Raw genomic sequence first — 12735 nt, forward strand, 5'->3', positions numbered from 1 at the left:
TACATTGTCTAATGTTTTCCATAAAATATAATGAACCAGGTGGAATGTAATGAACCAAGAATCTGTATACTCAGTGCTGCTATTTTATAAATACGTAAACATTCCCGATGCCGAGCAATTTGCGCAGGAGCATCTGGATTATTGCAAGAATCTTGGCATCAAAGGCCGGATTTTGATTGCCGACGAAGGAATCAACGGAACGCTGTCCGGTACCATTGAACAAGCAGATCAATACATGCATGATTTGCGTCAGAACCCTCTCTTTGCCGATATCGTGTTTAAAATAGACGAAGCAGATGGACACACCTTCAAAAAGATGTTTGTGCGTTACAAAAAAGAGCTGGTTACCTTTCGTGTTGATGATGAGGAGCTTGATCCCAATATCCTGAGCGGTAAAAAGCTTAATCCCAAACAATTTTATGAACATCTTCAGCGTGACGACGTTATCGTGCTGGATGGCCGGACCGGTTACGAATATGATATCGGCCATTTCCGCAATTCCATTCGACCGGATGTGGAGAGCTTTCGGGAATTCCCGGAATGGATTCGGGAGTATATGAGCGAACATAAAGACAAGCCTATTCTGACCTACTGTACAGGAGGAATCCGCTGTGAGAAATTGAGCGGCTTTTTGCTGAAGGAAGGATTTCAAGAAGTATACCAATTAGATGGCGGTATCGTATCTTACGGAAAAGATCCTGACATAAAAGGAAGACTTTTCGATGGCAAATGCTACGTATTTGATGAACGGATATCTGTGCCGATTAACCATACGGATGAAGATATCGTCGTGGGACGTTGCCATCATTGCAGCAAACCTACTGATCGATACATTAATTGTGCAAATGATGCTTGCCATCAGCAGCATATTTGTTGTGAAGAATGCGATAGCATTTATAATGGTTATTGCTCTGAGCAATGTGCCCCGCTGTAAAGGCAGCCTGCTAAATGAAGTTAATAACAAGGTGGTGAACTGCATTTGCAACCACGAGACGATATGTCGACCCGGGAGACCATTTTATATCTGTTAAAAACGAATGATGAGCTTAGCGCCAAAGAACTTACGGAACGGCTCAACATTACTTCCATGGCGGTCCGCCGCCATATCGACGCTCTAGAACGCGATGGTTTTATTGATTCGAGAACTGTACGGCAACCAATGGGGAGACCGTCTGCCGTGTACCATCTAACAGAGCGTGCTAGTATACTATTTCCAAATAAGTATCACGCCGTAGCCCTCGATCTCCTTCATGAATTGGTGCAGGAATCGGGAGAAAATATGGTAGAGCGATTGTTTGAACGCCGCAAAGATGCATTATACAAAAAGCATGCTGAATCAATGGAAGATAAAAGCTTTCAAGAGAAAATAGCTTTACTTGCTAATATTCAAAACGAAAATGGCTACATGGTGGAGTTGAAAAAAAACAACGATGACGAGTTCATTTTTACGGAGCATAATTGTCCGATCTCCCAAATTGCCAACCAGTATAACCATGCCTGCACATGTGAACTGAAGTTATTTGAGTCTTTGTTGGACGCGGATATTTCTCGTCCGGAGTGCTTGTCAAAAGGGGATAGAAAATGCGTGTATACGATTCGGAGACGCAACCGCCAATCCTAAATTAGGGCTTAACAAAGTTGTACGTCGGATCATCCCGATCGAGATAATAAACGTTTTCCAACATGCACAAACCATCGTCTATCCCGCATCTGGCATTCTATATATTTATTGCTAGAAGCTGCAATTGACCGTATATGGTTCAATTTGCAGCTTCTTTGTATGCAATATAATCATTCAGAACTTTCGCAGGTACTAAGCGATGTCGCTGGACTTCGTGAATGAGCAGCCGAGCTCCAGGGCGGCTTTGTTCGTTTAGGCAGATAATTTACTCTCTGCAGCTTATATTCTATTCCCTTAGCGACAATATAAAATGTATTGTTGAAATGTTGGCTTTTATCATTTCCGCTTGGAGCATCAATAATTTTTCTCTGCATCGGGTCTCCAACACTCATTCCCCCCTATCATGTTGCGACTCAGACTGCTTTAAGAAGAAACGCTCCATTTACTCGCTAAATAAATGAGTGCCGCAGCTTCCTGACGAGTCATCATCTTCTTTGAGCGATAATCCACTGCTCCATCAGGAGAAATGGAAACCTCTGGTCCGTAATATTGCTTGCCTGCAATGAACTTCACCGCGCTTTCTGCCCATGGATCTGTATCACCGGCAATGGCGCCTTCTGACGGCTTGGCGCCAAAGCCCGACATCACTCTCGACATGATCGCGGCCGCCTCTTGCCGGAGAATCGGCCGATTCGGTTCGAACAACCGCTCGCTTGTTCCCTTGATAAAGTTATATTCCAAGGCCGTTTGGATTTTTCCGGCTTCTGGCATATCGTGAATATCTTCGAATATTAATGGAGCTTTTGACGCAGGGATGCCTGTCCAGTTCATCAGCTGCACCACAAATTCCGCACGCGTTAGCGGTTCGTTCGGACCGAATGTTCCATTCGGCTTGCTCCCAACAATGCCGAGCTGATGCAAGCCTTCAATGTATTCCGCGTAAGGATGATTGTCGGGGACATCTTGAAACCGCTCGGGCTGAGGGAGCTTTTCTACCCAACTTACCCGATTCGTTTTGGAAAACATATATCCGATCGTGCCATCCGGGTTTTCTTTAAAAGCGACCTGGCTTCCATTCTCGTCTTCGAACAGAAGGGGATCCACCTGCCGAACGACTTGCTTGCCTGTAAGATTTTCCAGCTCTAGCCTTCCGTCTGCAGCGGCATGTATACGGGTAAGCACGTAGCTCACTCGCAGATCGCGATACACGCCTTCAAAGCGTCTCAGCTGTTCTTTTGTTGGAGTCAGGTATTTTTTTGGCGCTGGTTCTGGCTTGGGATAGTAACGGTCCATAAAGGCTTTGAATATTTTTTCCTGCAGCTTCCCCGATTTATTGTAAACGATAAACGCGCCTACATTTTGTTCCGGCAACAGCCACATCCAGGAGGAAAAACCACCCGGAGCCGCCCCACTTTTGCCAATGACATTCTGTCCGTTATAGTAATCCTGATAAGCGTATTCGAATCCGTAAGCCATATTTGGCACTTTGGGGTGAATTCCCATGTGCACTTTACTCATTTCTTTGACCGTTTCTTCCTTCAAGATCCGGTTGCCATCCAACTTCCCCTTATTTAAGAAGGCAATCATGAACTTGGCCATGTCACTGCCCGTAGTCAGCATGCCTCCATGAGGCATATCGTTCGGAGCAAAATGGTAGATTGGAGAGGTTTTGTTATGTTCATTATAGCCGGCAGCCAATTTCTCGCGAAGCTCGGGCGTCATCAAAAAGCCGCTGTTATTCATTCCTAACGGTTTAAATATGTTCTCGTTTACGTATTGGTTAAATGGCAAGCCCGACATGTTCTGAACGATATATCCCTGCAGCATAGAGGCAATATTATCGTATTTGAACACATCACCTGGTTTTCGAATAACGGTAGGCATCCATTCTTTCACATACTCCTTAAGCGGATACACTTTAGACAAGTCATATGAAATGGAGTCGCCCTGTGGAGGGTCAACGATATCAAATCCCGTCGTATGTGTTAATAAATGCTCCACTGTAACGGGGAAGTCCGTATTATTTTTGATCTTGATATCCCCCATATACTCCTGAACATCATGATTCACATCAATTTCACCTTGCTCTGCAAGCTGCATGACGGCGGTTGCAGTAAAGACTTTGGAAACCGATGCAATGCGGAACACCGTCTTTTCCGGGTCAGTCGGCGTTTTCTTGTCTATATCCGCATAACCGTATCCTTTCTGCAACAGCACCTTTCCATCTTTGACCACCACAAAGACGGCTCCTGGAATCCCCATGTCTTTAACGTCCTGCCGTTCAAAAAACTCGTCGGCAAACGCCTCGACCTCCTTAGAGCTTACAAGACCCAACGACTTGTTCGCGTATGAACCCGCTTCTGCCGAAGAGGCATAAACCGAAGGCACGGCTGATGAGACCATTAACAGACTGGCAAGTATGATCACTGCCTTTTTTCGTATACGAGAATGAATCATGATCATTTCCCCTCCGTTACCATATGTTATTCTTTAGTCAGATAACGTTATTGTACAGAGCGAATCTGTCCCCTCACTTTCACTTTTCTTACATTAATCTTACATTCATTCTTACATAGAGGAGATTGCTGGACTAGCTTGAATTACATAATGACAGATAAGGAGGGACAACTCATGGGCAAAACGATCCTCATCGCTGATGATGAACCGGAAATTGTAGCATTGCTAAGACTATTTTTAGAAGTAGAAGGATATTCAGTGGTCGAAGCGAGCAATGGTAAAGAGGCTTTAGCGTATATACAAAACATTAGCATCGATCTGGCTGTCATAGATATCATGATGCCTGAGCTCGACGGTTATCAATTGATAAAGTTAATTCGAAAAGATTATAAGCTGCCCATTATCATTTTATCTGCCAAAAATCAGGAAACGGATAAAATTCTAGGTCTCGGTATCGGAGCAGACGATTTTATATCTAAACCGTTTAGTTCCATGGAGGTGCTCGCCCGCGTACAGGCTCAGCTGCGAAGAACCTACGAGTTCAATGAGGCAGATTCGGTTGCACTCGATTCACAGACATGTGTAGGCGACATGGCACTCGACCACCATTCGTGTATGTTGTATAAGCGAGGACAGCCAATCTCGCTTAGTTCCATAGAATATAAGCTGTTAAAGCTTTTCATGGATGCTCCCGGACGCATCTACACTAAGAAACAGATTTTTGAGAAGGCATGGTCGGATCAATATTTTGCTGATGACAACACCATTATGGTTCAAATCAGCAGACTCCGGGACAAAATTGAAGATCAACCAAGAAATCCGATGTATATCAAAACGATTCGTGGACTGGGATACCGATTCGCGAAAAAGGATGAACTCGATGGGAAGTAAAAAAAAGATATCAAGCACCCTCATCAAAAATTATGTTTTCTTTTCTTTTACTGTAGGAATCATCGTATTCATACTACTGGTCGTAGCTAATTATCGTCTGATTCACGAGTTTGGAGGTACTGCATTTTCGAAATTAAAAGCAAGTGAGGTTGTACGCCAAAATTATGTTGAAATGCCTTCCGAAGGGATTGAATTGCTGAAAGGATGGGTAGAAATTCTCGATGATCATCTACAAATTGTTTATATCAAAGGAAAAAAACTAGATCATTCCTCTTCCTATTCGGAAAAGGAATTAAACCGCTTATTTTACGATCAAGAAGAGCGCTTATATCATGCTACCCTAGCACCCTTTGAGACGGAAGACGGCCGAACATTCTACTGTCTTGTTAAAATCCCCAAAGAATATGTTTCGCGCAACTTTACGATAACAAGCGGTTCTGAAGGCCATAATGCAATTTTTTGGAAGTTAATGATGCAATCGTTCATTCTCTTTCTCATTTTATATGGCATCAATGTGTATATCTACAGCCGATGGACAGCAGCCAAAATAACCAACCCGCTGCGTTACATTGCGGAGGGCATCAAACATGTATCCAACGGTCATTATTACAAAAGGCTTGATTTTAGAGCAAACTATGAATTACAACAAATCCAGAAACATTTCAACATTATGGCTGAAAAGCTGGAGAAAACCGAAAGAGAGAAGAAACAATTGGAGGAAAGTAAGCAGCGCATGCTGGTCGATATCTCCCATGATCTGAAAACGCCAATCACCACGATCCAAGGCTACGTTGAAGCATTGCAGAGGGGACTTATCCAGGATGAAGCGAAGAGACAAAGCACGCTCGATCTCATTTACACGAAAGCGAAACTAGTTACGGCATTAATTGAAGATGTATTCGAACTGTCCAAGCTTGAAAGCCCTGATTACCCATTTTCAACAGAGTTATTAGATATCGCAGAATTTATCCGTGAAATTGTGGTGGAATTTTATGTTCCATTCGAGGAGAAACAGTTCAACTTTCAGTTTGATATTCCCGCACATGAAATAACCGTTCCTTTTAACTATAAACTGTTATATCGTGCTGTTTCCAACATCCTGTCCAACGCTTTAACCTATAATTCACAAGGGACTGAAGTTCTCCTAAAGTTGCTCGATGACCCCAAACATGTCCATATTCATATCATCGACGATGGAATTGGGATTTCTGATACCTACAAAGAAAAAGTATTTGATGCTTTTGTTAGAGGAGATCAGTCGAGAAAAAGCGACGGGGGTACGGGTCTTGGATTGACCATCTCTAAAAATATCATTGAGAAACATGGCGGTCAGATTCGTTTAGACACAAGCCAAGGAAACACCATGTTCCAGATCACGTTGCCTAAGTGATTCAAAACTGAATGGCTGCTGACTTGTTGCATAAGCCAGCAGCCTTTTTTTGTTGTTGCATCTACATGTTACATGCTATTTTCTGATTCCGATGTTGTTGATTAAGACGGTGCCTTTCTCAGTTTTGTCGAATTCAAACCCTACCGTCCGTACTTGCTGTGGATTAAAGCGAGGGTTAACCTGTTTAAAGTCATTGAACTGAAAACCAAAGTTTTGAAATACAGGTTCTTTCGTTTGCCCGAAATTTGCAAATGGCCTTTTTAGCAATTTCCCTTCTATACTAGGTATTAATTTTGAAATATGACTTAGCGGAAGACTTGCTTGGTTGCCGTTCTTGTCTTCGACTGTTACAGTTAAATCGATCAAACCTTCTTCATACGATATGTTTTTTCTCTCACTATAATCCGCTATCGAGAATACAACTGAACTATTGTTTCCGACATCCAAGCCTTCATCAGGCATGACGACCGAATAGGAAGCAGCCTTGGATTGTTTGCTGCGATCCCATCCTAAACGAACGGCGCTGTGCTGGTCCTCTCCAAATTTCATTTTAACCTTTTCTTCCTTCCATTCCTGCAAATTCTCTCCAATGATCCTGCCTCCGGGAATCGTCGTGCTCTGTAAATCAATATCCTCATTGAATGAAGCGATTAAAGTGGTCTGTGAATCATCATAGTTGCTGATATACATCGTATCGGGAAGCCATTCCTTGGCGTAACCAATATCTTTGAACACTTCTGTGTACTCATGCTTATTCTTCAGCGTCGCATCCAGAAAGGAAGAAATGAATACCTTTGCTGTCGTTTCTTGCTCGTCTCGGGCCATAAGCTGCTTCAGGTTAAACAGTTGATTCGCCGTTCCTAAGCCGTCGCCTCTGCTCCACACGCGATTGAACTGGCCGTGATTGGCCCCATAGATATATACGGAGGCTTTCATGAAGTCTTCCTTATCGGTAAAGCTTATCCGATTATATTGGCTCGAACCGCGGAAGGTATTGACATCCATATCCTGAGCTCCATGTAAAGCTAAATAGTTCACATTTTGAAGAGGCATCAGTTTTCCGGAAGGGCGATATTGTTGGTCTGTGCCTGCGATTGATATTAGGGAACGAATATGAAAGTTATAATCAAATTTGATATTTCCATTATCCGGGTGCGTGCTTAGTTTATTAAAAGCAGCTGCAATCGTAATCGCTTCTGCACCTCTGGAATGACCGATAAGCGCAATTTGGCCCATATCTACTTTATGATAGAACGGGTTGCTACTGCTGCTATTCCATTCCTTCCAAGCCTTAATATGCTCGAGCATTATTAGCCCTCTTGCCGGATTTTCCTTCTCTAAAGCACTGACCACGAACATATCATCGTAGGGAGATACATTTAAAAAGTTCTCATCGATGGAAACAAAGATATAGCCGCGACTTGCAAGAAGTTCACCTAGATAATCGTAGCCTGGATCAGAATAATCTGTCATCATATGATTCCCATGCGCGATAATCACCAATGGAAATGGACCTTCTCCTTCTGGATACCAGACCAATCCGTTCACAGGCATCGCATCTGGCCCAAAGCCTACAGTCTTCGTTCTCAAGGAGGACCATTTCTCCACGTAAGCTGACCCATCCACCGTTTTCGTCGTGAAAGAATCGCTTCGATTGAACTCTTTGCGATAGCTATTCTCACTGCCGTACGTTAACGTTTTGACTGGATAAGGACCTTCCTCCGCGGGGTTGTTAAGAACATGATTTGTGTAGCGCGCTGATGTTTTCAACTCTTGCAAAGTCACTCCACGGATTCCCTCATCGCCATCATTGACAACCCAGTACCCGCCTATCCCGATAGCCACAGTTGTCGTAACGGATAATACGATAGCTGTCAGCTTCTTCGATCGTTTCGCATGCTTGTAGCTGCCCGTCACAAGCTTATACAGGATAGCGCCCCATAGGGAGAGAATAGCGATGACCAAGAGGACAAAGATGCTCGAAACTTCCATCGGCCCCATAAAACAAATGAATAATAAGATAAAGGAACTGAAGAACAACCAGAGATAACGGCTTGGAATTTGCTTAATCCCATGTACGATGATCGCAAGCAATCCGCTTATGATCAAGACAACGACGATGGATATAACCGTACCTACAGCAAATTCAATAAATCCACGCGCCCCCAATAAATAGTTCGCTTGCATGATGACAAGAATCAAGGTTGCTGCAGCTAAGACGAAGGATGCTCCCTTCCATCCCGCAGATAAGGGCTTTATATGTTTACGATTCACTTTTAATTTGCGGATGATATGATTGGCTCTCTCTTTGATCGTCTCCATTTCCGAATCCTCCTGTTGACATGTATAGTTAACTTCCCAACTAAAGTTCATGTTACAGGATTTCTCTTTCTCTTCACTTTCACTATTCTTTCATTAATCTTACAAATTACGGCTGCTTGACACACCTTAAAGAGTGGAAAAAATCATGAATCTTACCCGCCACGAGCTGCGGATCTTCCAGCGCTGCGAAATGTCCGCCTTTCCCCAAACGCATTTACATCCATACGTATGTTCCTTAACATTTCCATTTGCATCCATTATCGAGAACATACATTCCCTTCGCAATAGAAAAAAATAAAGCAATACGCTGCCTTGATTAAAACAGTATGATTGATTCTCCAGCTACAGGAGGTGGTATAATTCGAACAGGAGGTGTAATGGTTTGCATTCAAAGGGCAAGATTGACAACAAGATACAGCATGTTTCTGATTCCACAACACAAGACGGAACCTATTCGATTGGGGAAGCAGCTAAAATGATCGGTTCCACCGTAAAAACGTCCGTTACTATGATGAAATCGGATTAGTTAAGCCCACAAGCTATACCGAGGGAGGGCATCGACTATACACGACGGAAGATATATGGCGTTTAGAGCTGATTACAACCCTTCGCTACCTAGACTTTGGAATTGATGACATACGTAAGATGATGTCTGGAGAAATACAAGTTGCCAAAGCGCTCGACTGGCAGATTGAAGCCTTGGAGACACAGGTCAGCACGCTTACCAATATGATATCGATACTGCGTCAAGCGAAGGAACACGAAGGGGATTCGTTGCGTTATATCTATGATCTGGTAAACACACGGGTAATAAATCCCGAAAAACGAAATCAATTCATAAATGAAAAAGTGGAGAAATCCAAATTTTTAGATGGCATTTCTGAAGAATGGAGAGGTTCACTTTTTTATTTCTTTAACAAATATATTATCAATCAAGTAAAAGTATCGGCTAAACAAACCGTCGCTTGGAATGAATTGCAGGAGCTCGTAAACGATCCTCAGTTTTTATCGGATCTTAGGCACGATGAGTTTCTTTTTTTTAACATGGTGCATCAGCCTCGATTCGATGCTGCCACCTGGGTCAAGAAGCTTGAGGACATCCATATCCGACTAGATACTGCATTGAAGCAGAAGTGTTCTGCCGATAGTCCTTTCGTACAGGCCATTGTCGAGGATGCTGCCATGCTGTATGCGAACTCAGAGCAGTCTATCAACAAAGAAGAGTTTTTTCGCTACTTTGCCGAATATGCACAAAATCCCAGAACAGAACGGATCGAACGTTTCAATACGCTATGTTCCATCTTAAGCCCTAAATTCCGCTCATTTTCTAAAGGAAACACCTTGCTGCTTCAAGGAATACAGTGGAAGCTCGAACATATGTAAACAACATTACCGAACAGCCGAGGGCTAGCCGCCCTCACAGGTTCAGAAATTCGGTCTCAACCTCTCTGCAGTGTGAACTCCGGATGGTCACCGATATTCTGTTCCATTCGTTCAAACGGCTGTTGCTTCAAATAGTGGTCAAAGAAATCAAGCGAGTAATCGTTAATGAGCCGATGTGCGCTTCGTACATCCACCCCTTCCATCCTTTCGAACACAGGTGAAATCAGATACATGTCGGAGAAGCCCATGTGTTTCATGTATTTAATTTTCATCCAATAATTACCACCTACTGTTACAGACTCTTGCCGTGCAAAAGTATCACTAAAAGACTTGGTTAACTCCGCTCTTGTCGTTCCTTGGGAAGCGATATATTCATCGCTCATATTCTCTGTACCCGTTAGCGTGTCATCGGCGCTCATCAGCAGAAACGGCTTCTTCAGTCCGTCTGCCGGAATCCGGAGTTTGCCATATAGTCCGCCGTCCATATTGATCGCTGCTTTAATTCTGGAATCTGTCATCAGCATCTGGGTGCTTGTAGCTCCACCGAAGGAATGACCAAACATCCCCACATTCTGCATATCCATTCGGTCTGTAAAACGGTGGTCCGGATCATTCTTGGCCAGCTTCTCCACTTGATTCAGCACAAACGTAGCGTCTTCCACCCATTTTTCGTTTAATTTATCTAAATAGTCGATCGTATTACTTTCTTGGGGAACAAAATGTACAACACGGCCATCAGGGAAAACCGATGTAGTGCTATGGTAAGTATGATCAATCCCTACAACAATATAACCATGACTTGCTAATTGTTCGACCTCAAATGTGTTTTGATTTTTAACCCCGTTTAATCCATGCGAAAATAGGAGCACCGGATAGGTGGATTCCTTATCGGATAGCTCTGCTTCTTCAATAGCATGAGTTTTGACGAAGCCGATGCTTGTAAATAACAGTTTAGGCATATTTAAGGCTTTGCTGTATCCATTTGCAAAAATATCAGGATGAGAAACATAGGGTGCTGTCTTTCCCTTTGTGGTTGAACTAGCCGGATACCAAATCTGTACCATCAGTTCACGCTTATCGTCGGGTGCCTTAGTAAAGTGTTCCTCTCGCATGTTATCTACCCAATGGTATGATACGGTTCCTATTTTGTATGGACCTGTCGGCTTCTCAAATGAGAATATAGGAAACAGGATCGGCAAGACCACGGCGATGAAAGAATAGAGCGCTGCGAGTGTCGTAACCAGAATGATCCGTATCCGGCGCGGTGCATTCTGTTTCTGTCCTTTCGGTTTGAAAATGTGCCTTAGCGCAACACTGACCACTGGGAATAACGTTATCAGATAGACCGGAATCATAGGCCAACGCAGGCCTTCGACGAGCCCATGTGTAACCATAAATAAGATGGAGATGCCGAAACCAACGAGCAGCCCTCGCTGCGACTTGTTCCGAGCAAATATCAACCAACCGAGCAATAGGACATTGACGGTGATTAATAACATTTCAAAAGTCCTCATCTGAAAAAGCCATGGGGCAAGAACGAACGTATTGAGCAGAGTTGCAGCACTTAACTTATTGGTTTGAAATAGACCCATTCCGGGTCGCCTTCATCAAGGTTCTCAATCACGCCGCTCCTGACAAACCCAAGTGATTCACAGACCTTCTGCATCGTTACATTGGATTCATTCGTTGATGTGAATAATTTGGATGTTGGGCAGTTTTTTTCGACATACTGAATAAGCCCGCTTGCAGTACCCTTCCTTCTGAATTGAGGAAGTACGATTACTAACCAAATGAAGCAATTATCATAGAACGAAGTATCAAACACGGCAAAGCCAACTGGTTTACCATCCATTCTCGCGATAATGCACGTTTCTTTTTCTATGGCTTCCGATAGATACTCTTTCCTGCTGTCATTCCCGATAACGCTACTATCGATTTGGCAGATGCCTTCTAGATCAAGACTTGTCGCCTTTTCAATAATCATAAAATATATTCCTTTCTTGTGAGCGTGAATTCTTCGCAGGCTGCAATTTGCAAAACGAAGAAAACTTTCCCCTCGTGTAGTGGTTTTAAATGATATATATTCTTCAAGGGCGTCAATCTTCCTGCGATGCATCGCAGAAACAGGAAACAAACAGCAGAGCATTCCCGGCCATTGACTGGTGGAAATGCTCTGCTGCTTCTACATCGTTGCTTCAGTTATATAGTAAAAATAAGAGAGTATATATCTTTTTAGACTGTCATTGCCTTCTGAACAACATGACTATCTACATATTGTTTGAACTTCACGATTTTTCCGTTTTCGAGTTCCCAGACGTGTACAAAATCTGCTTGAAATGCTTTTCCCGTCTTTTTATACGTTCCCGAATAGGCACCTTCCGCAATAATAATATCCTTACCTTCTACTTCATGATACGTATGCACACTTGCTTTATAATCATTCCATTCGGATGCCAGGCGGCTAAATACATTTTCCATGACAGCTTCTGGACCGATGTATGTTCCGCCATATGGAAAACCTGCCGCTTCGGTCCATTCTACATGCTCTGAAAGAGCTTCAAGCAAACGCTGAGCGTTTGAAGAGGACGGACCTTCATATGTGCTGCGAACAATTTCTAAATTGGTAAATTGACTCATTATTTTCGTTGCTCCATTTTCTATATCGATATTC

At 43.2% G+C, this 12735-nt stretch carries 11 protein-coding genes and 1 pseudogene; 7 read left to right on the top strand and 5 right to left on the bottom strand.

Features of this window, described 5'->3' with window-relative positions:
* Window positions 1–49 precede the first annotated feature (49 nt).
* Together trhO and M3650_RS03365 are read left to right on the top strand one after the other, a co-directional pair.
* Window positions 50–934: an oxygen-dependent tRNA uridine(34) hydroxylase TrhO gene (gene trhO, locus M3650_RS03360; protein WP_251572362.1), complete on the top strand. Its 885-nt coding sequence runs from the start codon at window positions 50–52 to the stop codon at window positions 932–934.
* 45 nt (window positions 935–979) lie between these two features.
* Window positions 980–1621, top strand: a complete 642-nt coding sequence (locus M3650_RS03365) for a helix-turn-helix transcriptional regulator (protein ID WP_251572365.1) — start codon at window positions 980–982, stop codon at window positions 1619–1621.
* Between the two features lie 423 nt (window positions 1622–2044).
* Here the strand turns inward: M3650_RS03365 and M3650_RS03370 are convergent, their stop codons facing one another.
* The gene (locus M3650_RS03370; protein ID WP_251572367.1) at window positions 2045–4078 is read right to left on the bottom strand and encodes a serine hydrolase domain-containing protein; all 2034 of its coding nucleotides are present in this window, start codon (window positions 4076–4078) and stop codon (window positions 2045–2047) included.
* A gap of 174 nt (window positions 4079–4252) precedes the next feature.
* Between M3650_RS03370 and M3650_RS03375 the strand changes: the two genes are divergently transcribed.
* Both M3650_RS03375 and M3650_RS03380 read left to right on the top strand, forming a co-directional pair.
* Window positions 4253–4969 carry a response regulator transcription factor gene (locus tag M3650_RS03375; protein ID WP_251572369.1) on the top strand — a complete coding sequence of 239 codons (717 nt, stop codon included), beginning with the start codon at window positions 4253–4255 and terminating at the stop codon, window positions 4967–4969.
* A complete protein-coding gene (locus M3650_RS03380) occupies window positions 4959–6359 on the top strand; it encodes a sensor histidine kinase (protein ID WP_251572371.1) in 1401 nt (466 codons plus the stop codon). The genes M3650_RS03375 and M3650_RS03380 overlap by 11 nt, the downstream gene beginning before the upstream one ends.
* Before the next feature lie 75 nt (window positions 6360–6434).
* On the opposite strand, the gene M3650_RS03385 is transcribed toward M3650_RS03380, so the two are convergent.
* Complete coding sequence (locus M3650_RS03385; RefSeq protein ID WP_251572373.1) at window positions 6435–8681, bottom strand: alpha/beta hydrolase; 2247 nt, start codon at window positions 8679–8681, stop codon at window positions 6435–6437.
* 382 nt (window positions 8682–9063) lie between these two features.
* Here M3650_RS03385 and M3650_RS03390 point away from each other — a divergent pair, with 382 nt between their 5' ends.
* From M3650_RS03390 to M3650_RS03400, 3 genes and pseudogenes are all read left to right on the top strand, one after another.
* Window positions 9064–9207: a hypothetical protein gene (locus M3650_RS03390; RefSeq protein WP_251572375.1), complete on the top strand. Its 144-nt coding sequence runs from the start codon at window positions 9064–9066 to the stop codon at window positions 9205–9207.
* Window positions 9198–9278: pseudogene (locus tag M3650_RS32215) on the top strand (MerR family transcriptional regulator); the annotation flags it as partial. The gene M3650_RS03390 and the pseudogene M3650_RS32215, both read left to right, overlap by 10 nt.
* A gap of 51 nt (window positions 9279–9329) precedes the next feature.
* On the top strand, window positions 9330–10064 hold the full coding sequence (locus M3650_RS03400) for a MerR family transcriptional regulator (protein ID WP_251572377.1): 735 nt from the start codon (window positions 9330–9332) through the stop codon (window positions 10062–10064).
* A gap of 56 nt (window positions 10065–10120) precedes the next feature.
* Here the strand turns inward: M3650_RS03400 and M3650_RS03405 are convergent, their stop codons facing one another.
* From M3650_RS03405 to M3650_RS03415, 3 genes are all read right to left on the bottom strand, one after another.
* Entirely contained in the window at window positions 10121–11656 is a 1536-nt protein-coding gene (locus tag M3650_RS03405) for an alpha/beta fold hydrolase (RefSeq protein WP_251572379.1), read from the bottom strand.
* A complete protein-coding gene (locus M3650_RS03410; protein WP_251572382.1) occupies window positions 11629–12048 on the bottom strand; it encodes a GNAT family N-acetyltransferase in 420 nt (139 codons plus the stop codon). The genes M3650_RS03405 and M3650_RS03410 overlap by 28 nt, the downstream gene beginning before the upstream one ends.
* 248 nt (window positions 12049–12296) lie before the next feature.
* Window positions 12297–12701, bottom strand: coding sequence for a nuclear transport factor 2 family protein (locus tag M3650_RS03415; RefSeq protein ID WP_251572384.1), 405 nt, complete (start codon window positions 12699–12701; stop codon window positions 12297–12299).
* Window positions 12702–12735: the final 34 nt, after the last annotated feature.

Source organism: Paenibacillus sp. MER TA 81-3 (assembly GCF_023713585.1).
GTDB lineage: Bacteria > Bacillota > Bacilli > Paenibacillales > Paenibacillaceae > Paenibacillus_B > Paenibacillus_B profundus.